We start from the raw sequence: 23,834 nt of genomic DNA on the forward strand, positions 1-23,834 counted from the left end.
CATACATAGTGCTGGTTTTGGCACGATAATCCTCACTATGTATGCGAGTCCATGGTTGGGGCGCATACTTAGTGTCTTTTGCGAGTGCGCAGTGATGCTGCTTGCGGCGGCATTGTGGTCTGCAATGCCCGCGCCCATCCATACAATGCAAGGTAGTAACCGAAGCCAGGAGGGTATATGTCTATTCCGCTGATTCTTGCGTCTCAGTCCAAGCCGCGCCGCGATGTGCTGTATGCGGCTGGCGTCTGCCCCACGATTCGCGTCTCCCATGTGGATGAGCCGGCGGCGCTGGAGACTGCGGCAGCCAAAGCCGGGGTCGCTGTTGACGATCTGACTGTGGAACAGCGGGTGATGATTCTGGCCGAAGCCAAAGCGCAGGCCGTACATCGCGCGTACCGTAACGTGGCCGATACCGCGGCCGCCGCCACCGGCAACCGTGTGATCGCCTATCCGCTCAGGGCCACGGAAGTCGAAGCCGAAGATGCTGCAGCTGCTGAAAGTGCCGATGCGGCATCCTCGAGCTCTTCTATTGATTATTCTTCCGACCGTATCGCCACCACGCGCGACTTCTCCGGCATCACTATGCCAACCGTGACCGAACCGATTTCCAACATCATCGCGCTGCAGCCGGGACTGACACGATCTACGGTCGGTCCGCTGATCGTTGGCTGTGATTCGATGTTCCTGATGGATGGCGAATGCTATGGCAAGCCGCACAGTGCTGAAGTCGCGCGCGAACGCCTGTGCAAGATGCGCGGCAACAGCGGCGAACTGTGGACTGGCCACTGCATCATCGACTTCGCTTCCGGCCGCGTAGCTCGCGGTGCCAGCCGTGCTACTGTGCACTTCGGTGACTTCTCCGATAAGGATATCGAGCGTTATATCGCCACCCGTGAACCGCTGGAAGTAGCTGGCTCGTTCACCTTGGAAGGCTTCGGCGGCGCGTTCATCGACGGCATCGAAGGCGACCCGCACGGCATCATCGGCATCAGTCTGCCGCTGCTGCGCAAGCTTGCCGCTGAATTGGGCGTGGAATGGACTGATTTGTGGAATGTGCAGCGCGGTGAAATCGCGCCGGAATCCGCGGACGCCGCCGGCATTGCCATGGCGGGAAAGGATAATCTGCCACCTGTGGAAAACGTGCATCAGCCCGGCGATGGCTGGGTGGACTGCGCATGCGGTCGCAAGCATTGGGGCACGAATGGTGCATCCGGCATCCTGCTGGCCCGCCGCGATGCGACGACCGGCAAGGTGACGCATGTGGTGATGCAGCATCGTGCGGCATGGAGCGCCGAAGGCGGCACTTGGGGTATTCCGGGCGGTGCCACGGCGGATGGTGAGTCGCCGATTGAGGGTGCATTGCGCGAAAGCTACGAAGAGGCGAACATCACGCCCGAAGACATCGAAGTGGTCGGCTCCTACCGCGAAGACCACGGCAACTGGGCGTACACCACGGTGTTCGCATTCGAAAAGCCCGGCCACCGCGTTGAGCCCAAGGCCAACGACGATGAAAGCATGGAGATCTGCTGGGTGCCGATCGCTGACGTGCCGAACCGCAAGCTGCTGACCGCCATGAAAACCGACTGGCCTCGCTTCGCCGCCCGCCTCAACGAGCTGGCTGAGGAATCAAACTGCAGATAGTCCGAAGTCATTTGTATTGGTTGCGTAGCCGCTAGTCCTGTCGAATTTCGCTTTGCTTGCGGAACTCCATGGGGGAGACGCCGTTCTTGCGTTTGAATGCGGCACAGAACGAGCTGGTGTCGGTGAAGCCACATTCCTCGCACAGCTGCCGCAGTGAGATATCCGAATTGATGAGGCGATATTTCGCCGCATGCATGCGGGCGTCCAGCACGTAGGCGTACGGCGTGTAACCGGTCTCCTTTTTGAAGACGCGAATGAAGTGGTATTCGCTCATATAGACCAGTCCAGCCAGCTCAGCTACGGTGAGCGGCTCGTTCAGATGATTGGCAATGTACGCCAGCACGCTTTCGATGGCGTGCGGTCCGCGCCGGGCGGCAAGTCCGGACGCTCCAGCGGCAGCGGAGGTCGCCTTGCCGTTGCGGCCGGCCGCTGTTCCGCCGCCCGCCGGGGCCGAAGCCGCATCGTCTGCGCCCAATGCAAACTCAGTAAGCACATCGGTGATGTACTTGGCCATCAACGGTTCCGAAATGCGTGCGGCCATGTGGAAGGTCTCATAGATTTTGGTCAGCTGGGTCATCGCATACCCCGGTTCGCGCAGCGTAAACACCGTGCCAAGACGTTCGTGAATCAGCTCGTAATAGGCCCGTGCGGTGGGGCCGTCGAAATGCAGCCACAGTACGTCGCTGTCTTCCGAAGTGCTATAGGAATGATGGGCGTAGCAGTCAACCAATACGAAGTCGCCGGCGGATGCATGCTGCGCGCTCTCCCCGAACTTTGAGACCACGTCAAACGAGCCGGAACGAATCGCCATGATGAGGAAACTGTCGAACGAGCTACGCTCCTGCCGGTAGCCGGCCTGGTAATGGAAGAATCCTGCGCGCAGCGGATGCAGGAACGTGCGCAATGCCGTTTTGCTGGGCGTATAGATATAGAATTCCGAGCCTTCGTTGATGATTCCATGTTCCGCCGGTTTCATCGCCGCCTCCTTGCGCCGAGCTGTATTGATCCGCTGCTGGCAACAGCAGCCATCGAATAGCAATTATTTCATATTGAAGAACAATTACTCTAGATGTCAACGATATTTCTGGCCATAGACTGTAGGCAATCAATCAAAAGATTGTGGTTCGCAAGAACCAATATGAACTACAACGGTAGGTTTCGTGTAACCGAGATGGTGAGACTACCCCTCAGTCGGCTTTAGCCGACAGCTCCCCTGGCAAGGGGAGCCGGAAACGAGGTGAGCCCAATGCCATCGCGGCCAAGCGGAGCCAAAACGGTAAACACTACAACGAAGTGGAGCAATCATGGCCGTTACCATTCAGGACACAGTCATCACCATCCCAACCTACGGAATCGGAGCCGCGGACAAGAACCCGCAGTTCATCGAAAAGCGCGTCTACCAGGGCAGCTCGGGCCGCGTCTACCCCTACCCGGTAATCGAAACCATCAGCGACGAGAAGCACGACAAAGCCTACAAGGCCGTGATCATCGAGAACGAATACCTCGAAATCACCGTGCTGCCCGAACTCGGCGGCCGCATCCAGTACGCCAAAGACAAAACCAATAACTACGACTTCGTCTACCACAACGATGTGATCAAGCCGGCGCTCGTGGGCCTGACCGGCCCGTGGATCTCAGGCGGCATCGAATTCAACTGGCCGCAGCATCACCGCCCGACCACCTACTCGCCGGTGGACTACGACATCAAGGACCTGCCCGACGGCGGCAAAGCCGTGCTGTGCCACGACACCGATCAGATGTACGGCACCCAGGTGGTCACCACCATCGCCCTGCACCCCGGCAAGGCCTACATCGAAATCACCGCGCAACTGTACAACGGCACCGCACTGCCGCAGACCTTCCTGTGGTGGGCGAACCCGGCCGTACCGGTCAACGAGCACACCAAAACCGTGATGCCGCCGGACGTGACCGCCGTCATGGACCACGGCAAGCGCGACGTCTCCCGCTACCCGATCGCCACCGGCACCTACTACAAGCACGACTATTCACGTGGCGTGGATATCGGCCGCTACAAGAACGTGCCGGTGCCGACCAGCTACATGGCCGCACACTCCGACTACAACTTCGTCGGCGGCTACGATTTCGGCGTAGGCGCAGGCATCCTGCATGTGGCCGACCACCACGTGAGCCCCGGCAAGAAGCAGTGGACCTGGGGCAACGGCGATTTCGGCCGCGCCTGGGACCGCAACCTGACCGACGCGAACGGCCCATACGTGGAGCTGATGACCGGTGTCTTCACCGACAACCAGCCCGACTTCACCTGGCTCAAGCCCTACGAAGGCAAGACCTTCACCCAGTACTTCATGCCATACAAGGCCGTGGGACAGGTCAAGAACGCGTCCATCAACGCCGCCGTGAACTTGGAAATCGGCCCGGAAGACACATTCGGCTCGGCCGGCGAAACCGAAGGCATTGAAGCCCAGGGTCTGAAGGCCGGTCAGGGCCGCGTCACCGTGTACGCCACCAGCGTGTACGAGAACGCCACCGTGACCGTGACCACCAAGAACGGCAAGACGCTGTACGCTTACACCGGAACCATCAGCCCGAACGACACCGTGCGCGCCGAATTCGAAACCGGTGAAGTTCCAGCCACCGAAATCACCGCCACCGTAGCGGACGCCAACGGCACCGTGCTCATCGACTACACCCCGCAACCCAAGAAGATCGACAAGCTGCCCGAACCGGCCAAGGCCGCCGACGAGCCGGAAAAGATCGCCACCAACGAGGAGCTGCTGCTCGCCGGCCTGCACCTCGAGCAGTACCGTCACGCCACCTACATGCCTGACCCGTACTATCTCGAAGGCCTGAAGCGCGACCCGGAAGACGCCCGCATCAACAATGCGTACGGCCGTCTGCAGCTGCGCCGTGGTGTGTTCAAGTGCGCCGAAACCCACTTCCGCACGGCAATCAAGCGCCTGACCAAGCACAACACCCAGCCCTACGATTCCGAACCGCACTACAACCTCGGCCTCGCCCTATTCCTGCAAGGTAAGTACGACAAGGCATTCGACGCCTTCTTCAAGGCGACCTGGGATGATACGCAGAAGGAGCGCGCCTTCTTCTACATGGCCGCCATCGCCGCCCGCCGAGGCGACTTCGCGGATGCACTGGAGTATGTGAACAACGCGCTGACCCGCAACACGATGAACATCAAGGCCCGCGGGCTTAAGGCCTACGTGCTGCGCAAGCTCGGCCGCACGGACGAGGCGGCCGCGGCGCTCGCCGAGAACCTCACCATCGACGAGTTCGACTTCGTTTCTGGCTACGAGCGCGTGCTGGCCGGGGGAGAGCCGGCCGAACTGGAACGCCTGATGCGCGGCTTCTTCGAGAACTACCTGCAGGCCGCCCGCGATTACGCGTTGTTCGGCGCCTACGAGGAAGCGCTGGCTCTGCTTGCCAAGGCCGACCAGTCGAAGCCGATGGTCAAGTACTACGAGGGCTACTATCTCGCCGAGCTCGGCCGCGAAGCGGAAGCCAAGGCCGCATTCGAGGCCGCCGAGGCTGCGCCGAGCGACTACTGCTTCCCGAACAAGCTCGAAGACATCGCCGTGCTTAACAAGGCCATTGCGGTGGTCGATGGTGCCAAGGCGCCGTACTATCTCGGCTGCCTCTACTACGACAAGGTGCAGGCCGACAAGGCCATCGCACTGTGGGAGCAGTCGCGCGATCGTGACCCGGAATTCCCGACCGTGCACCGCAATCTGGCGCTTGCCTACTACAACAAGCGCGGCGATGCGGCTGCTGCCAAGGTCGAGATCGAGCAGGCGTACGCGCTCGATGAATCCGATGCCCGCGTGTTCCTCGAAACCGACCAGCTGCACCGCAAGATCGGCTGGACCTACGCCCAGCGCCTCACCGAGTTCGAAAAGCATCTCGACGTGGTGGACAAGCGCGACGACCTGTTCATCGAATACCTGACCGTGCTCAACCTGACCGGCAACTACGCCAAGGCCTACGAGCTGATGAGCCAGCGCCGCTTCCACCCGTGGGAGGGCGGCGAAGGCAAGATTACCGGCCAGTACCGCATCGCGCTGACCCTGCTCGCCAAGGATGCGATGGCCTCCGGCGACTGGGCCAAGGCCAAGGAACTGCTGGTCAAGACGCTCGCCTACCCCGAGAATTTGGGTGAAGGCAAGCTCGAGGGCCAGAAGGACAACGACATTCACTACTACCTCGGTGTGGTGGAGCGCCACCTTGGCAACGAGGAGGCCGCTCGCGCCGAATTCCGCCAGGCCACTATCGGCCCGGATGAGGTGAAGGGTGCCATGTACTACAACGACCAGCCCGCCGAAATGATCCTCTTCCAAGGTCTCGCCCACAAGGCGCTCGGCGAGGACGGCCCGGCCAACGCCCGCTTCTACCGCCTGCTGGACTACGGTGAGCAGCACCTCGACGATCAGGTCAAGATCGACTACTTCGCCGTCTCGCTGCCGGACTTCCTGATCTTCGAAAACGACTACACGAAGATGAACCGCGTGCACTGCGAATACCTGATGGGACTCGCGAACATCGGCCGCGGCGAGCATGAGGAGGCCGAACGCTTCCTCACCGAAGCCCTGACCGCCGACCCCAGCCACATCCAGGCCAACCTCTTCACCGATGAGGTGATGAACCGTCACATCCTGTGATTTCCTGCCTACTGAGCGAGCGCCGGCTTCCTTTCCTCCGGGGGAGCCGGCGCTCCCTTATGCCGCAGTATGCCGCAGCATGCCGCAATCACGGCGTGGTCCACCAGAACTTCAGCAGCCGCCTGAGCGCAAACGCCAAGGCCAGCAACGTGTAATCGCTTAAATCGCGCGGATTGTAGCCGGTTACGCGAGCGATCTTATTCAAACGATTCTGCACCGTGTTCTTATGCAGAAACAGTGCCTCGGCGGTGTGCCCGATGCTGCCATTGTGCTTCGTATACGCGTCGAACAGCACAGCCGCCTCATCCTTCTCCTCCTCGGTGAGTCCGCTCAAGATACGATTCGAGAATCGTTCGGCGGTAGTGTCCTTGATTGCGCACAACGCCATACCCAGTGCGGCATCATCATAATCCAGGGTATGCGGGTAATCAGTGCTGACTGCAGGTTCGATTGCGGCTTGGGTCTCCATACTGTGCTGCTGATGCAGAAAAGCCAGCCAAAGCTCAGCGCTGCGCGCCTGCAGATACGCCTCTCGGTAGTCGGCGATAGCGCTCACCGGTTCGCTGATACCAAACACCAGCGGATATCCAGTGGATTGCGACACCGCCTGCGCGATACTGCTGAGCACTTCCCGATGCGCTGAAGCATCAGAATCTACAGCATCGCTGTTCGCGGCGAGAATCAGACGAAACTCGCCACCATACACCGAATACAAACTGTGCGGTTGGTCTGCCATCAGCCGGTCGACCACGTCATAGGTGCTATCGTGCGCGACACTGCTGTGCTCGGTGCCAACGTGCTGCATGGTTTCGTTACGTAGTTTCTGCGGCACATGCAGTCGCCCTACAGCCACCACGCGCGGCATGGTGAGATCCACATTCAATGTGTCCGTCAGATAATCGATAAGTCCGGTATCCGGCTGCGGTGCGATGAGCAGATTCGTGAGATTCGCGGCCATCATACGTTTGTCGAACCGGGAGACCTGCTCCAGGTTCTCGCGTACTAGGATTTCGGTCATCTTCTTGATGATGTTGCCGAACGGTTCCACTTCGGCGCGCTCGCCGGTGATGCCGATGACGGCGATCACCGCGTCGCCTTGCATCACCGGTACGTTGATGCCGTCGCGTGCTCCGGCGAACGGGTGCGCGGCATCCACCGCCACGCTGCGGCCGGTGCGGGCGGCCAGACGCGCGGCTTCATGGTCGGTATCGACGCGCGCCGGGTCGGTGCTGGCGATAATGTGGCCGTTGGTGTCGAAGAAGTTGATGTCATGGCTTAACGCGCCTTTGATGTTCTCCACGATGGTGGAGGCGATGCGCGGATCGATATCCATCTAACGGCTCCTTTGCCTGATTTGTGTTGTGCGGGCACCTTCCTCGGCTCCCCTTGTCGTGGGAGCTGTCAGCGCAGCTGACTGAGGGGTAGTCCTATCCACGTGTAATCAGAACTGGTAATCAGAACTGGTAATCAGCACTGATTGCATAGCAGTATATATATGTTACATGTACTATCCGAATCTCAGAATAAAGCGGTTTTCATGGCCTAGAGATGGTTGTGCGTACCATGCCTTCTCGGTGATACTAGTACTGTCCAACACCAAGAGATGTGCGGTAAGGAGGTGCTCAAGTGAAGTTCGTGATCGCTCCTGATTCGTTCAAAAACTGCATGACCGCCCGCGAGGCAGCCGAGGCCATCCGCTCCGGTCTTGCCGCAGTGTTCCCCGATGCCGAATACGACATGGTACCGATGGCGGACGGCGGCGAAGGCACGGTGCAAGCACTGGTGGATGCCACCGGTGGCACGTTGCGCCATGCCACGGTGCTCGATCCGCTGCAACGCCCGGTATCCGCAACCTACGGATTGCTGGGCGCGGATATCGACGGCGCTGGCCAAGACGATGACTCCGCGGCAACCGCCGTCATCGAAATGGCCGCAGCCTCGGGCATCGGTTTCGTAAACGAGTCCACCGAGAATCCGCTGATCGCCACCACATATGGCACCGGTCAGCTTATTCGCGCGGCTCTTGACGACGGCGCTCGGCGCATCATCATCGGCATCGGTGGTTCGGCCACCAATGATGGCGGGGCGGGTATGGCCGAAGCGTTGGGCGTCCGATTCCTGGATAACCAAGGCAACGCCATCAAACGCGGGGGAGGTGCGCTCGGTCAACTGAGCGCCATCGACACCGCTCATCTTGACCCACGTTTGCAATCCACGGCAATCCTCATCGCCTCCGATGTGGATAACCCGCTCGTCGGTCCGCAAGGGGCGTCGGCCGTGTTCGGACCGCAAAAAGGCGCTACGCCGGCGATGGTCAACCAGTTGGATGCGAACCTCGCCCATTATGCTGCCGTCATCAACAGCCAACTTGGCTGCGACGTGGCGCAGCATCCAGGTGCGGGCGCGGCCGGTGGACTTGGCGCGGGATTGCTGGCGTTCACCAACGCGCAGATGCAGTCCGGCGTAGAAATCGTGGCCCAAACCGTGCGACTCGCGCAACGAGCCGCCGATGCGGACTACTGCATCACCGGCGAAGGCGGCATTGATGAGCAAACCCAATACGGCAAAACGCCCATCGGCGTCGCCAAGACCGTGCGTCAACACAATCCGAACATCGGCGTCATCGCCCTGGCCGGATACGTGGGTTGCGGCATCAGTCCGCTCTACAGTCTCGGCATTGATGCGATATTCGGCATCGTTCCGGGAGCCCAATCCTTGGAGCAGGCGCTCGCCGCAGGGCCGCGCAACCTTGCGCGCACTGCCGAAAATGTCGCACGACTGATTGCAGTCAGCCGGCAATAAAAGACAGTGGCACTATGCTCCGCAATCATCCATAACCAATAGCAATAATTTCATATTGGCGCGCAATTTATGCCGGTAAATCAAGCAAATAGCGCAATAGTATGAAATCAATAACAACAAAGCGACAACGAGAACGAAGCAGTTCAGCCGTCGCTTTGCCACACACCTTGAGCGTGATGTGCGCCGAATCCCCCGACTCACAGGCTTGGCGCAAGCATGCTCTGATGAAAGGAACCATCATGAAGAAAACCTGGCAGACCATCGTCGGCGCCGGTGCCGCGATTGCCATGATCGCATCATTTGCAGGCTGCGGCTCGAGCAGCGCCTCCGGTAAAACCGAGCTCACATTCTTCGCGAACAATACGCAGGATGTCTACAAGCCAGTGATTGACGCGTTCGAAAAGAAGAATCCGGACATCACCATCAAGTTCAGCACCACCAACGGTGCCCAGGCTGGCTACCAGCAGACCCTGCAGACCCGCATCTCCGGCGGCCAGCTCGCCGACGTATACGTGGCACCGCCCGAGCAGCTGAGCGACCTGGTCAAGAACGGCGTGGCCAAGGACCTCACCGACGAACCGTTCATGAGCCGTATCGGCGACACGAACAAAGCCCAGGCCAGCGTGAACGGCAAGGTGTACGCCATGTCGATTACCGCATGGACCAACGCCTACGCCTACAACAAAGACCTGCTCGCCAAGGCCGGTTACGATTCCATTCCTGAGACGTGGGACGAATTCGTCGACATGCTGAAGGCCTTGAAGGACGCCGGCGTGGAGAAGCCTTATCTGGAGCCCAAGGCAGGCCTCGGTGCTCTGGTGGAAGGCTGGATCGGCTACGATTCCTCCAAGCAGTCCAAGAGCATCGACCAGCAGATCGGCGACGGCGACTCCACCTTCGCCAAGAGCTACACCAAGTACTACAAGCAGTGGGCCAAGCTCTTCGATGCGGGCGTAATGGGCTCCGAAGTCACCGGCCTCGCGGACGATCAGGTCCGCTCCGAGTTCGCAGCCGGCCGCTTGGCCGTCATGCCGTCCGGATACTGGGATGTGAACACGTTCAAGGACGCCGGCATCAACTTCGCGTTCGGCAGGATGCCGATGTTGCACAAGGGAGATACGCCATACGCCCCCGGTGCCGCGGACTCCGGCTACGCCATCAACGCCAAGATTGACGGCAAGAAACTGGAAGCCGCTGAATCCTTCCTCGACTTCCTCTCCTCCAAGGAAGGCCTGAAGCTCATCCAAGACAACATGGGTCTGATTCCGTCCACCAAGAACTACACGCCGGATATCGACGCAACCTTCAAAGAGCCCTACGACCTCTACCTGAAGACCGGCAACGTGTACCTGAATACGCTCGGCTGGCCGGCCAGCGGCCGTAGCGCCCTGCGCGCCGAAACCTTCGCCCAGCTGCAGCAGGTGGCACTCGGATCCATCACCCCAGCCCAGGCCACCGCCAACCTGAACACCAAGCTCAAGACACTGTCCTGAAGGTGAAGTGCCATGACACAAGCAACCACCATCGCCGCCACGCCTGTCCTCGCTGAGGCGGGCGTGGTCCCGGCCCGGACGGAAACCCGCTCGGTCCAGGATTTCGAAGCCTCGCACACCCGCGATCGCAAACGCCGCAATCTCATGGAGAACCTCACCTCCGTGCGATTCCTGCTGCCGCTGCTCGCCGTCTACATCATCATCGTACTGATTCCATTCCTCCAGAGCATCGTCTTCAGCCTTACCGACTACGACGGCTACGATTTCGCCAACGCCAAGTTCGTTGGGCTGAGCAACTATCAGGCGATCTTCCAAGATCAGACACTGCTCGCCGGCCTCGGCTTCACCCTGCTGTACACCGTGGCCACCACCGTGCTCATCACCGCCATCGCGCTGCCGCTGGCCGTGACCCTGAACCGGAAGTTCTTCGGACGCAACTTCGCACGCTCCCTGTTCTTCTTCTTCTCGGTACCATCGATGGCCGTGCTCGGCTTGGTGTGGCAGTACATCTTCTCCCCGCTCGGCACCGGTGCCGTCAACACATTCCTCGGCAAGTTCGGTGTGAGCCCGGTACCGTGGCTCTCCGATCCGGCGCTCGCCAAGTTCTGTGTGATTTTCATCGCCGTCTGGGCTCAGGTCGGCTGGCACGCCACGCTGTACCTGGCCTACCTGCAAGCCATTCCGGCTGACCTCTACGAGCAGGCTTCAGTGGATGGCGCCACCCGCGGCCAGCAATTCGTGCACATTACACTGCCGCAGATGGTGCCCGCGATGGGCGTCTCCATCTTCATGCTCCTGACCGGCGGCCTCAAGGTCTACGATCTGCCGTTCACCTTGACCACCGGCGGCCCCGGCAACGCCACTTACACCGTCACCCAGTCCATCATCGTTACCGGCATCGGCTCCGGCCGTTACGGCGTAGGCTCCGCGCTCGGCGTGATGTTCTTCCTGTGCTGCGTGATTCTCGTGGCACTGCAGCAAATCGTCACTTCGCTGATTGAAAAGAGGCTGTCATGACAACGCAGCACACTTCCTCCGCTCCGACGCCGGTTGCCGCATCCGCGCCGACTGCCCGCGGACTCTCGTTAAGCCAGCGCGAACGTATCCGCTCTGCCATCCGCTCAGTGGTGGTCATCGCCATCGCACTGATCTGCGCAGTACCGCTCTACGTGGTGGTGGTGAACACCTTCAAAAACTCCGGTGATATGGCCGCCGACCCGTTCGGACTGCCCACCCACTTCACGCTGGAGAACTACACCTATGCGTTGGAGAATCTGCCCGTGGTGCAGGCCACAATCAATACGCTGATTGTGACTGTGGTGGGCGTGTTCTTCATGGTGATTATCGGCGCGCTCGCCGCCTATGGCATGGTGCAGAAGCGCAGCAAGCTCACGGCTGGCATCGGTGCTTTCCTGATGCTTTCGTTCGTGATTCCTGGTCAGACGCTGCTGATTCCGCAGTACAAGATGGAAGCGCAGTTTGGCTTGGTGGATACGCTGCTTGGTCTGATTGTGCTCTACTTGGGCGGTGCCACATTCTGCTACTTCCTGATTGTGCAGTACATGCGTGGGCTTCCCGGTGAGCTGTTCGAAGCCGCACGCTTGGATGGTGCAGGCCCGTTCCGCATCTTCTGGCAGATTGTACTGCCGCTGATTCGCCCGATCCTGATCACCGTGGTGGTATTCGAAACCATGTGGACGTGGAACGACTTCATGACCCCGAACATCTACATCTCCTCGACCGAGAAGCAGACGTTGGTGCTGCAGGTGTTCAACGCCATGGGTCAGTTCAGCACCAATTGGCCGCTGTTCATGACCATCACCACCATCGCCCTGATCCCCGTGTTCCTCTTCTTCATCTTCTGCCAAAAGTGGATCGTCGCCGGCCTGGTAGCTGGATCGGTCAAAGGCTGAGCCGTTAAGCGAACAGCCCTGTGGGCTGTTCGTAGGCTCAGCCTGAGCGAGGCGGTAGCCGAGCGAAGGTCATATTGAGTCCTCGCGTAGCGAGGTCCGTAATTGCAGGACTGACGCGTTAAGCGAACAGCCCTGTGGGCTGTTCGTAGGCTCAGCCTGAGCGAGGCGGTAGCCGAGCGAAGGTATCAACGTCTCTCGCCGTAGGCGAGTCCTTAATTGCGTACTTTTTTGAAAGGTAATCCCATGAATCACACGCTTGACCTGACCGGTTTCACGCCGAAGGCCATCACGCCGTTTTCCATCACCCGCAATGATTGGGGTGTGGCGCCGGACGGTACCGTCGTGGACTTCACCAACTACTACATGACCTTCGACGGCAAGCCGTTTTACGGTGTCTGCGGCGAATTCCACTACTCGCGCATGAGCCCCTCGCGCTGGGATGAGCAGCTCGCCAAAATGACGGCCGGCGGCGTGAACGTCATCGCCACCTACGTGTTCTGGAATCATCATGAAGAGCATGAGAACCAGTGGAACTTCAGCGGCCGCCGCAACATCCGCCGATTCATCAAACTGTGCGCCAAGCACGGGCTCAAAGTCATCGTGCGTCTCGGACCGTTCGACCACGGCGAAGTGCGCAACGGCGGCATTCCGGACTGGATGTACGGCAAGCCCTACGAAGTGCGTTCCGTTGATCCCGGTTTCCTCGACAAGGTTCGCGACCTGTACGCGCATGTCGCCGCCCAGCTCGACGGCCTGTACTTCAAGGATGGTGGTCCGATCGTCGCCGCCCAGCTCGACAACGAATACATGCACTCCTCCTCCCCGTGGGAGATGACCACCGGCATCACCAACGAATGGGTGCCCGGCGGCCACGACGGCTTCGCCTACGTGCATGCGCTGCGCCGCATCGCCGAAGAGCAAGGCATCTCGGTGCCGTTCTACACGAACACCGGTTGGGGCGGCTCCCCGGTGCCGGACGACGTGTTGCCACTGTGGGGCGGCTACGCCTACCGTCCGTGGCTGTTCTACGCCGGCCCCGGCGAGCATCCGGTCACCGACGAATACGTGTACCGCAACTTCCACTCCAACGACTGCCCGCGCGGCGAGGAATTCGCGCCCACCTATGAGCCGGAAACCAAGCCGTACGCCTGCTGCGAGATGGGCGGCGGCATGTTCAGCTCCTACAACTACCGTTTCGTGCTGCCGATGAAGTCGGTGGACGCCATGTCCAACATCAAGATGGCGTCCGGTTGTAATTTCCTCGGCTACTACATGTTCCAGGGCGGTTCCAACCCGATTGGCGACGGCATTTACCTGAACGAAAGCCAGCTGCCGAAGATTTCCTATGACTTCCAGGCGGCGCTTGGCGAATTCGGTCAGACGCGCGAATCCTACCGCCGTATGAAGGCCGTGCACTACTTTGCCTTGGCATTCGCCGACCGCCTGTGCCCGCTGGGCGTGGCAGTGCCGGAAGGCCAGGAATCCGTGGCTCCGACCGACTTGGAGTCGCTGCGCTGGTGCGTGCGTACCGATGGTGAGCGTGGCTTCGTGTTCCTCAACAACTTCCAGGATCACGCCAGCATGCCGGCCAAGCACGGCGAATCGGTGTCGGTCACCTTGGCCTCCGGCGAAACCGTGACCTTCGACGGCATTGGTTTGGCTTCCGACGAGAACTGCATCCTGCCATTCAACATGGATCTCGATGGCGTGACGCTTGTCGCCGCCACCGCGCAGCCCGTTACCGTGATCGCCCCGGCCGGTGCCAACCACCGCACCTTCGTCTTTTTGAAGCCCGACGGCATGGACGACTGCTGGTTCCGTTTCGCGGACGGCACCGTGCACCATGTGCCGGCGGAAGCGGAGACGGAAACCTTCCCGGTTTCGGACGGCAATGGCCACACCGTGGATATCGTCTGCGTCAGCCGTGCCAAGGCCGATTCGATGACCGTGGTCGCCCACGGCGCCGCCTTGGTCTTTGCCGGTGATGTAGTCTCCCAGGACGCCGCCCAGCCGAGCATCACCAACCATGGTGCCGCCGTCTACGAACTGGATGGCCGCATCATCGTGGAATCCACTGAAGCCAACGTTCCTGTGACCTCATACCCAGCCGAATTCCTTGCCGAGCAGAGCGTCCAATACAAGCCGGTTGCCGTGGAACCGAGCGTGCACAAGCTCTCCGATACCCGCTATGTCATCGACCTGCCCGACGATCTGCTCGCCGCCGATGGCGTGGCCGACATGCGTCTGCGCGTGCGCTACTCGGGTGATATCGGCTGGCTGTGGTGCGGCAGCACACTGGTGGACGACAACTTCTGCAACGGCGACGTATGGGAGATCGGTCTCAAGGAATACGTGCAGCTGCTCGAAGACCACCGTAACCAGCTGGTGCTCACCATCACGCCAATCAAGGAAGGCGCCAACGTGAACGTGGAGTCCGCCATGGCGGCCCGCATGGAAAACGTTGACGGTCAGCAAGCCGGTCTGGAATCCGTCGAACTGCAGCCGGTGTATCAGACCGTGCTGCACACGGCGTGATCGCAACGGCTACGCAGCTGATGCAATGATTATGGGATGACTCTTGGCGTATGCCGGAGTCATCCCATACGTGTGTAGGTCAAGGATTGCCGCGATGATAGGAGAGGCAGGCTGAGCATGTCCGTGAATCATGCCGCTCAAGTCGTCCATAAGTCCAAAGCAGTGCTGTGGGACTTGGATGGCACGTTAATTGACTCCGATCCTTACTGGGTGACTGCCGAGCGCGCATTGCTGGAATCATATGGTGGCACTTGGAATGATGCGCTCGCCGAAGCGATGCAGGGCGCTTCGCTGCCAGTGCTGACCCGGCTGTTGCGCGAGCGTGGAGTTGCCTTGCCAGCTGATGAGATTGTGCAGGTGCTCACCGATGAAGTCATGCGCATGGAATCGGAGCATCTGCCATGGGTGGAAGGTGCTCAGGAACTGCTGACTCAACTGGCGGCCGCGGCAATTCCCTCCGTGCTGGTCACCGGTTCGCCGCGCGTCATCGCGGACAATGTACTGCGGCAGGCGCCAGCCGGTGCGTTCATCGGTGCAATCAGCGGCAGCGATGGGCTGCCGCCCAAGCCCAGCCCAGAGCCGTATCTGTCTGCCGCGCGCATGGCTGACGTTACCATGCGCGACTGCGTCATTTTCGAGGATTCCCTGCCCGGTCTTACCGCAGCGCATGCCTCTGGGGCCGTTGTCGTCGCCGTCACCGGTCACGCGCGCGCGGATGTGACCGGCTGCGGACTATATGACTATGTGATTCGCGATTATCGCGAACTGTGCGGGAACTAGCTCAGCAGGAATGCGATGATCGCGATGAACACCGGGCTGGTCATCGTACTGAACAGAATGCCGTCGCGCGCGAAGGTAAGACCCACGTTGTAGCGGGCCGCGTAATTGTAGACGTTCTGGCCGGTTGGCAACGCGGCGAGTACCACGCAGGCGTAGAGTTCCGGGCCGCGGAAGCCCATCATGAAGTAGGCGAGCAGGAAAGCGATAATCGGCATCACAATATTCTTCAGCACCGCCACGGTGAAGATGGCTGGAATGTCACCCTTCTTTTGCAGCGGTTTGGTGCCGTGCAGCGACATGCCGAATGCCATCAGAATCATCGGCACCGCGGATTCACCGATCATATTGATCGGGTCATAGATGAAGTTCGGCACTGGGAACCAGCCGAGCTTGGCGTTCAACGCAGAGACCACAATGCCCAGCAGCGAGCCAATCAGCAGCGGCTGATGCAACGGTTGCTTGGCGATTTCCTTGACCGACACCTTGCCCTTGGTGGTCACATCCAGCACGGTCAAGCCAATCGGTGTGAACAGCGCCTGCTGCATCACCAGAATCGGGGCGACCAGTGCACCATTGCCCAGAATGTAGGTGGCGACCGGCAGACCGATGTTGTTGGAGTTCAAGTACAACGAGTTCAATGCGCCGATGGTGGCGTCCGGGGCCTTCAAATGGAAGAACATGCGGTTCAGGATGAGGAACACGATGCCCACCAGCATGGCGGAAAGAAACGCCACGATAATCGACGGATGGAAGATGTCGAAAATCGGTTCCTTGGAGAGAATCGCGAACATCAGGCAGGGGCTGGATACAAAGAAGGAGAAACGATTGAGCACCATTTGCGCGGACGGGCCACCAATGCGCATGCGGGCTGCCACATATCCCACGAAAATCACGATGCCAATCACGCAGAAGCCCTGCATGGCGCTAATCAAACCGGTCATATTGCTGCTGATGCCTCCCTCTACCGCACCCCCAGTGTGGCACAGTGGGGTGTATATGGGGTGCAAATCTCACGTAGCGGCTGTTTTCCTCATACGTTTTCACTGGATTCCGGGGAATCCGTCGCGGAGAGGCCACCATAGTGCTGGATTCCGGGTAAACCGTCGTTAAGAGGCCTTTTTTGAGCCCATTTTCGACGGATTCGGCGGAATCCAGCGTGGGGGAGGTGCTTATACGACGGATTTACCGGAATCCGGCGTGTGGATGACGAGACAGAGCGGGCTTCGTATCTCACTACGCGGTAGGCTGTGCGCATGACTCTTGCATTGAACCGTAATACCGCTGCTGCTGAGCAGCTTTCCAGCCTGCTGACTCAGATCATGGAGAACTACTCGGTCTCCGATAGCGAAGGTCCGCTCGCCGACGAGATCGAGGCTTTCCTGAAGACCCAGCCGCATCTGACCGTTCGTCGCCACGGCGACACCGTGGTGGCCTCCACCGATTTCAGCAAGCCAAGCCGCGTAATCCTCGCCGGTCACATCGACACCGTGCCGGTCATCGACAACTTCCCGCCGCGTTGGCTGGAGCCCGGCGACCCGTTGATTCGCGAGGATATCGCCGCAGCTCATCCGGGCGAACGCGTGCTGTGGGGACGCGGTGCCACCGATATGAAGGCATCCGACGCAGTCATGCTCTACTTGGCCGCCGTGCTCGACGGCAGCACGGTGCAAAGCGATCCAAAAGTCGACCTCACCTATATCTTCTACGATCATGAGGAAGTCGCCGCCGAAAAGAACGGCTTGAGGAAAGTGGTCGAAGCCCATCCCGACTGGATCCAAGGTGATTTCGCCATTATCGGCGAACCCACCAATTGCGGCATCGAGGGCGGCTGCAACGGTACGATTCGCTTCGACGTGATCACCCACGGTGTAGCGGCACATTCGGCGCGCGCATGGATGGGGGAGAACGCCATCCACAAGGCGGCCGATATTTTGAACCGTCTCAATGCCTATGAGCCGGCCACTGTGAACGTGGACGGCCTCGACTACCGCGAAGGACTCAACGCCACGCTGATCTCCGGCGGTAAAGGCACCAACGTGATCCCCGACGAATGCCGTGTACACGTCAACTACCGATTCGCTCCAGACAAGACGCTGGCGCAGGCCAAAGCACTGATGATGGGCGCGGATGCCGGCGCTGAGCTGGGCAACGGCGAGCACGTGGCCACCGGCGGCGTATTCGAGGGCTACGGCATCGAGATGAAGGACGAATCGACGTCTGCGCGCCCAGGGCTCTCCGCGCCGCTTGCTCAGGACTTGGTCCGACTGGTTAAGGAGCGCACAGGACGCGATCCCCTGGCCAAGCTCGGCTGGACCGATGTGGCGCGATTTTCCCAGCTCGGCATTCCTGCCGTGAATTTGGGCGCGGGCGAGCCACTGCTGGCGCATAAGCATGATGAGCAGGTGCCTGAGTCTGAATTGGCGGCGCTCGCCGACCTGCTGCTGGCTTGGCTCGTGTGATTCCGGCGTGACTCTCATCTGACCTGTATTTGGCTTTTCTGGCCGGCACTCACCGCGCGCACGTCGATGTCAAAAAGTGTGGCATACTGAAAGACGGTGGTTCTGCATAACCATCAGCGTGCGAAATGGCGTCGATCCCCTTGCGGCTCTCGAGAAAGAGACAACGCAAGCGCCGGTGTCCGCCGTTCGCAGGACAGACTTGAGACGAAGTTGCCTTTACGCGAAGCGCATTTTCGCGCGGCCGTGGTGAGAGCATGGTGTGAGCGAAGCGTACAGGCCCGGATGGCGTCGTGATGCAGCGCGCCGCAAGGAGCATTGTGCCCACTGAAAACCCTGAAGGTTTCGCCGCCGGCGAAACCGATAACTCAACCGTATCCAATGCCGGCTCTCATGATTCGGCAAGCAACGCTGTATCTGCTGCGGCATCCTCTGCTGCGGCTACCCCGGTGACTCGTCGCCGCCGTGGTGGCCGTCGCGTGGTGCGTGGAACAGGCGCTGCCGGCGCGTCCTTGGAATTGCAGGTGCAGGATCATTCGGCGCCGCTGTTTGAAGCTCCGGTACTGCCGGCTGAGCCCAAGGCTGATCAGCCTACCGCCGGAGCCGCTGCGAACAGCGGTGAGGATTCCTCGCAGCGTACGGCGCAGAACGCCAACAGGCGCGCTGCCGATGTTTTTGATGATGATGAGCACGAAGAGCGCGAAGAGCGCCACGTTGTGCGCCGTCGTTCTCGTGTGCGTCATGATGACGATGTCGATCATGATCGCGCCCGCGACATCCGACCGACCCGCGTCCGTGCGGCGCAGCAGGATCGCTCCCGTGATTCCCGCGATGATGATCCGGAGGAGCGCGTGCTTGATGCTGTCGACTCGCTGCCGGAAGGCCACGAGCCAGTGCATCGCGGCAAGCCGATGACCTCGCTGCTGTTCCAGGAACCGGTACTGCCGGCAACCCGTTATAGCAATCATGCCGACGATGATGACGAAGACGATGAGGAGCCGCGTGCCCGTCGTCGCTCCCGTGCCCGTCGTTTTGAAGACGATGCCGATACAGAGGATCGTCCCACCCGCACCCGTTCCCGCCGTTCGCGCGATCATCGCGATCGCGATAACCAGACCGATCAGGCTGACCAGGCTGATGCGTCCGCACGCGCTGCCGATGCCGATACGCGAGATGATACGGATTCCAGCGATGATTCCCGTCGTTCCCGTCGCTCCCGCCGCCTGAACGCGCAGGAGCGTCGTGCCGCAGCTGAGGTCGAGCAGATCGAGGAAGACCTCGAACTGGACGACATCGCGTATGCGCCCATCACCGAGGAAGAAGGCGATGACGAATCCGCCGATTCCACGCGCACCCGTTCCCGCCGTCGCCGCCGTCGCGGTTCACGCAGCGAAACGGTAGCCGTTGCGGAATCGGATTCCGCCGAAAGCGAGAACGGCGAGGATGATGCCGATTCCCGTCGTGCGCGTGAAGACCGCGCCGACCGCGATGCCCAAGATGATGATGGCGAACAGACCATTACGCGTCGCCGTCGCCGCCGCCGTGGCAACAAGAACGCTGAAGCTGGTGAGGAAGCACAGACCGAAGAGCCGGTTATCCGCCGCTCCCGTAAGCAGCAGTACATCGATGAGATCACCGATGTGGAAGGTTCCACGCGTCTGGAAGCCAAGAAGCAGCGCCGCCGCGACAACCGCCGCGAACGCAGCCGTCAGTCGCAGTTGATGGAGCAGGACTTCCTCGCTCGCCGCGAAAACGTGGACCGCCTGATGGTGGTGCGTGAACGCGAACATCACACCCAGATTTCCGTGGTCGAAGACAACGTGCTCGTGGAGCACTACGTCTCCGATATTCAGGAAGTGCAGACCGTGGGCAACATCTACCTTGGCCGCGTGCAGAACGTGTTGCCGAGCATGGAGGCCGCCTTTGTGGACATCGGCCAGGCGCGCAACGGTGTGCTCTACGCCGGTGAAGTCAACTGGGATGCCGCTCGCCTCGAGGGTCAGCCTCGCCGCATCGAGCTGGCGTTCAAGTCCGGCGATCCGGTGTTGGTGCAGGTCACCAAGGATCCGATTGGCCATAAGGGTGCCCGCCTGACTTCTCAGGTCACGCTCGCCGGCCGCTTCCTGGTGCTCGTGCCGTCCGGCGGCATGACCGGTGTGAGCCGCAAGCTTTCGGAGCGTGAACGCAGCCGCCTGAAGAACATCGTCTCCAAGATCGCGCCGAAGGACATGGGCGTGATTATTCGCACGGCGGCTGAAGGCGCTTCCGAAGAGGCCATCGTCAAGGATCTCGAATCCTTGGTGCGCCAGTGGGAGCGCATTAACGCCAAGCGTGAGGAATTCTGGCATGGCAAGCGTCCGAAGCTGCTGCAAGGCGAGCCGGACGTGGCTATCCGCGTGGTGCGCGATATCTTCAACGATGACTTCAACAAGCTCATCGTCGAAGGCGATAAGGTCTACGACCGTATCGAGGAATACCTCGATACGATGGCCCCTGACCTGAAGGACAAGCTGGAGAAGTGGGACCCGGCCGAGCACGAAGGTAAGGACGTGTTCGACAAGTGGCAGATCGACTCCCAGCTCCGCAAGGGCATGGAACGTCAGGTCTACCTGCCGTCCGGCGGCTCCATCGTGATCGATCGCACCGAGGCCATGACCACCATCGACGTGAACACCGGCCGCTTCATCGGCCGCGGCAAGTCGTTGGAGGAAACCGTGACCCGCTGCAACCTCGAAGCATCCGAAGAGATCGCTCGCCAGCTGCGTCTGCGCGATATTGGTGGCATGGTGATGATTGACTACGTCGACATGGTGATGCCAGCCAACCGCGATCTGGTGCTGCGTCGCTTGGTGGAATGCCTGGCGCGCGACCGCACCAAGCATCAGGTGGCTGAGGTGACGTCGCTGGGCTTGGTGCAGATGACGCGTAAGCGCATCGGCCAGGGTCTGGTGGAGGCCTTCTCCGAGGAATGCCCGACCTGCAAGGGCCGCGGTTTCATCCTGCATGATCAGCCGACTGTCTCAGCTGACTACGATGACCCGTACGCGCTTCGCGGCGGCGACCCGTTCGTCAAGACCAACAAGCACGGCCGTGGCACCACCCCCGCTCCCGAACCGGCGGGGTCCAGCGCCGCAGTCAAAGCCAAGCTGGCGCAAATCGCAGCCGCAGCAGTGGCCGCGAACAATGCCGGCGAGGAGTAAACGCTCGCCGCTCACGAGAGGCTCTTATAGCACAGCATGAGACGTGAATCCCCGAGATGGCGCTTTTCCGCGCCACTTCGGGTGTGTCGTGCTTGACACGCGGGTATAAATCAGTTGATTTAGTCCGCATGTAGGTGTAGATTCGAAATTCGGTGTCTGACCGCAGGCTCGGTGCGCGTTGGGCAAGGAAGCTTTCCAAAACATAAAAGGAATTACTATGTACGCGATTGTGAAGGCCGGTGGCCATCAGGAAAAGGTCGAGGTTGGCGATACCATCCTCGTGAATCGTCTCGACGCCAAGAAGGGCGACACCGTGGAGTTCCCGGTTGCTCTCCTGGTCGACGGCTCCAAGGTTACCCTCGGTGCCAAGGATCTGGCTGCTGTCTCCGTCAAGGCTGAAGTTGTTGACGACGAGGCCAAGGGTCCGAAGATCAACATCCAGAAGTACAAGAACAAGACCGGTGTTGCTCGTCGTAAGGGCCACCGCCAGAAGCTGACCGCCGTCAAGGTCACGGCGATCGCCTGAGTCATAGAAAGGACCATGAATCATGGCACATAAGAAGGGTGCGTCCAGCTCTCGTAACGGTCGCGATTCGTCGCCTCAGTACCTCGGCGTGAAGAAGTTCGGCGGTGAAGTTGTCGTGGCCGGCAACATCATCGTTCGCCAGCGTGGCACCAACTTCCACCCGGGCCAGAACGTTGGCATGGGCAAGGATCACACGCTGTTCGCCCTCGCTGACGGCTCTGTGAAGTTCGCTGTCCGCCGCGACCGCAAGGTCGTCGACGTGATCGCTGCCTGAGCGATTCGCTAGACGTCTAGCAGACTTTCAAACCGCACTGTGCGCTTCCCCAAGCGCCGGTGCGGTTTTTGCGTTTCGCAGCTTTCAGCGCCGTGCGTGCTCGTGTGTTCCTTCCTCGAACTGGCCGGCGTGCCCACCGTGCACTTCAGCGCCGTGCGTACCCGTGCTTTCCGCGTCTCTTGCGTACCGTGCGTTTCGCGTCTCTTGCGTCTTTCACACCTCTTCGCGGCATGGTGATGCCTCTCCAGGCTCTCAATGCGGGCTGAAACGGACGTTATTCGTAATTCGCAGTGCCAAATGGACGTTATTGCGGCTTGAAATGTCCTATTTCACGCTGCGAAGTAGTCAAAACGTCCATTTGAGCCTGTTTTTTGGCACATAAGTGGGAGAGCACCCATTGAAGCGCGATCCAATTGCCGGATTGTGTTCCTTCAGATCGGTAATCATCTTGTGGCCGGCAGTGCAAGCGTCGTTATGAAGTCAAGTTCGAAGTACCGCTCCAATTCTGATTCGCTCAGTAGCATTCTCCCTGTATTCCAGACTCGTATCAACCGTGTGGCACTCGCTTAGCCTCAAGCTTTGCGGCTAGTTGTTTTGGCTTGTTGAGTTCGTCGTAGAACATGCGCACAACATCGACTTGTTGCTGTGCTAGGCAGTGTTCTCGCTCGCGTTCCTGTGATACGACTGAGCGGATGTCCTGATTTGAAGTCATTGTAGGATCTACGTATTTGCGGACACCGTCGAACTCGCCGGCGATTTTTGTACCATCTTCGCGTGTCCATAGAAAATCGACGCGATGAGTGCGTGACGAATGTGTCAAGCATGGGAAACTTGTTTGCAATTCATGGACGGGATATCCGATTTCCGCTAGCACGCCTCGTGCCTCAGACTCACCGCCGTTTTCACTGCGTGCATCAGCCAAAGAAAACGCACGCAATACGGCTTTTCGATTCCTGGTGTATTTGACTGTATGCGGATATGCCGCTAATACATGTTGATCAACCATGTGGTTTCGCAACGCTGAATCGAGCATGCTCAACGAGAAGCGCAACGGTAGCTTAGCTGCGCAGTCGAACAGGGTTCGCAGCAACCCGGTGATGGGTACTCCGTCAACAATGGTGCTTTCGGCATGAGCCATAGAGTAGTGGGCTAATTGTGGTGTATCGCGAACGTGGGTTCTTGGTTTTGCGACGATACAAATGGGCAGCAAAAAACGGTATGAACAGTCGAGGTCGTACATGATGGCGGCAGTTGGGCCGCAGAAAATCCAATTAGGGTGCTGTATGGCTAATGAACGCACAATATGGCGTGTCTGCTCGTGGGGATTGAGAGTATCCCAATACTGTCGCCTGGCATAGAGACCGCGGTAGACGCGTTTTACTGTTCCTGCTTTGACACGACGAGAAACCGCCTTGATATCTGTATCGGTGCGCGGCACGGCGCATCGACGTTCTCGCTGTGCAGTATCGAACAGCAGATTAACCGAATAATGCGTTCTCATATACCAAGTGTAGACGCATGTACAGGGTGTAATACGTGCAGGCGCGTCTGAGCCAACCTGCGGT

At 59.8% G+C, this 23,834-nt stretch carries 16 protein-coding genes; 12 read left to right on the forward strand and 4 right to left on the reverse strand.

Features of this window, described 5'->3' with window-relative positions; genetic code table 11:
• Nucleotides 1–177 precede the first annotated feature (177 nt).
• A complete protein-coding gene (locus JS530_RS09275) occupies nucleotides 178–1,641 on the forward strand; it encodes a Maf family protein (protein ID WP_214376882.1) in 1,464 nt (487 codons plus the stop codon).
• A 31-nt stretch (nucleotides 1,642–1,672) separates the two neighbouring features.
• Here JS530_RS09275 and JS530_RS09280 read toward each other — a convergent pair whose 3' ends face one another.
• Nucleotides 1,673–2,617 carry an AraC family transcriptional regulator gene (locus JS530_RS09280; RefSeq protein ID WP_214376883.1) on the reverse strand — a complete coding sequence of 315 codons (945 nt, stop codon included), beginning with the start codon at nucleotides 2,615–2,617 and terminating at the stop codon, nucleotides 1,673–1,675.
• A 328-nt stretch (nucleotides 2,618–2,945) separates the two neighbouring features.
• Here JS530_RS09280 and JS530_RS09285 point away from each other — a divergent pair, with 328 nt between their 5' ends.
• Complete coding sequence (locus JS530_RS09285; RefSeq protein WP_214376884.1) at nucleotides 2,946–6,290, forward strand: tetratricopeptide repeat protein; 3,345 nt, start codon at nucleotides 2,946–2,948, stop codon at nucleotides 6,288–6,290.
• Between the two features lie 88 nt (nucleotides 6,291–6,378).
• Here the strand turns inward: JS530_RS09285 and JS530_RS09290 are convergent, their stop codons facing one another.
• Nucleotides 6,379–7,623: a CdaR family transcriptional regulator gene (locus JS530_RS09290; RefSeq protein ID WP_214376885.1), complete on the reverse strand. Its 1,245-nt coding sequence runs from the start codon at nucleotides 7,621–7,623 to the stop codon at nucleotides 6,379–6,381.
• Nucleotides 7,624–7,916: 293 nt separating this feature from the next.
• Here JS530_RS09290 and JS530_RS09295 point away from each other — a divergent pair, with 293 nt between their 5' ends.
• The 6 genes from JS530_RS09295 to JS530_RS09320 all read left to right on the forward strand — a co-directional run bounded on the left by JS530_RS09295 (nucleotide 7,917) and on the right by JS530_RS09320 (nucleotide 15,813).
• Nucleotides 7,917–9,092, forward strand: a complete 1,176-nt coding sequence (locus JS530_RS09295; RefSeq protein WP_214376886.1) for a glycerate kinase — start codon at nucleotides 7,917–7,919, stop codon at nucleotides 9,090–9,092.
• Between the two features lie 239 nt (nucleotides 9,093–9,331).
• Nucleotides 9,332–10,585 carry an ABC transporter substrate-binding protein gene (locus tag JS530_RS09300; RefSeq protein ID WP_214376887.1) on the forward strand — a complete coding sequence of 418 codons (1,254 nt, stop codon included), beginning with the start codon at nucleotides 9,332–9,334 and terminating at the stop codon, nucleotides 10,583–10,585.
• Nucleotides 10,586–10,597: 12 nt separating this feature from the next.
• A complete protein-coding gene (locus JS530_RS09305) occupies nucleotides 10,598–11,602 on the forward strand; it encodes a carbohydrate ABC transporter permease (RefSeq protein WP_240541175.1) in 1,005 nt (334 codons plus the stop codon).
• A complete protein-coding gene (locus JS530_RS09310; RefSeq protein ID WP_214376888.1) occupies nucleotides 11,599–12,498 on the forward strand; it encodes a carbohydrate ABC transporter permease in 900 nt (299 codons plus the stop codon). Before JS530_RS09305 ends, JS530_RS09310 begins: the two co-directional genes overlap by 4 nt.
• 243 nt (nucleotides 12,499–12,741) lie before the next feature.
• A complete protein-coding gene (locus JS530_RS09315) occupies nucleotides 12,742–15,033 on the forward strand; it encodes a beta-galactosidase (RefSeq protein ID WP_214376889.1) in 2,292 nt (763 codons plus the stop codon).
• Nucleotides 15,034–15,150: 117 nt separating this feature from the next.
• On the forward strand, nucleotides 15,151–15,813 hold the full coding sequence (locus JS530_RS09320; RefSeq protein WP_214376890.1) for an HAD family hydrolase: 663 nt from the start codon (nucleotides 15,151–15,153) through the stop codon (nucleotides 15,811–15,813).
• Here the strand turns inward: JS530_RS09320 and JS530_RS09325 are convergent.
• Entirely contained in the window at nucleotides 15,810–16,754 is a 945-nt protein-coding gene (locus JS530_RS09325) for an AEC family transporter (protein WP_214376891.1), read from the reverse strand. The genes JS530_RS09320 and JS530_RS09325 overlap by 4 nt on opposite strands.
• A gap of 312 nt (nucleotides 16,755–17,066) precedes the next feature.
• Here JS530_RS09325 and dapE point away from each other — a divergent pair, with 312 nt between their 5' ends.
• The 4 genes from dapE to rpmA all read left to right on the forward strand — a co-directional run bounded on the left by dapE (nucleotide 17,067) and on the right by rpmA (nucleotide 22,269).
• Complete coding sequence (gene dapE / locus JS530_RS09330) at nucleotides 17,067–18,272, forward strand: succinyl-diaminopimelate desuccinylase (protein ID WP_214376892.1); 1,206 nt, start codon at nucleotides 17,067–17,069, stop codon at nucleotides 18,270–18,272.
• A 317-nt stretch (nucleotides 18,273–18,589) separates the two neighbouring features.
• A complete protein-coding gene (locus JS530_RS09335; protein WP_425350868.1) occupies nucleotides 18,590–21,469 on the forward strand; it encodes an Rne/Rng family ribonuclease in 2,880 nt (959 codons plus the stop codon).
• 217 nt (nucleotides 21,470–21,686) lie between these two features.
• Nucleotides 21,687–21,995, forward strand: coding sequence for a 50S ribosomal protein L21 (gene rplU / locus JS530_RS09340; protein WP_214376894.1), 309 nt, complete (start codon nucleotides 21,687–21,689; stop codon nucleotides 21,993–21,995).
• 22 nt (nucleotides 21,996–22,017) lie between these two features.
• Nucleotides 22,018–22,269 (forward strand): 50S ribosomal protein L27, encoded by a 252-nt coding sequence (rpmA, locus tag JS530_RS09345; protein WP_214376895.1) that lies wholly within the window; start codon nucleotides 22,018–22,020, stop codon nucleotides 22,267–22,269.
• A gap of 547 nt (nucleotides 22,270–22,816) precedes the next feature.
• On the opposite strand, the gene JS530_RS09350 is transcribed toward rpmA, so the two are convergent.
• Nucleotides 22,817–23,770 carry a CTP synthase gene (locus JS530_RS09350; protein WP_217625490.1) on the reverse strand — a complete coding sequence of 318 codons (954 nt, stop codon included), beginning with the start codon at nucleotides 23,768–23,770 and terminating at the stop codon, nucleotides 22,817–22,819.
• Between the last annotated feature and the right edge of the window lie 64 nt (nucleotides 23,771–23,834).

Source organism: Bifidobacterium colobi (genome assembly GCF_018555455.1).
Classification (GTDB): Bacteria; Actinomycetota; Actinomycetes; order Actinomycetales; family Bifidobacteriaceae; genus Bifidobacterium; species Bifidobacterium colobi.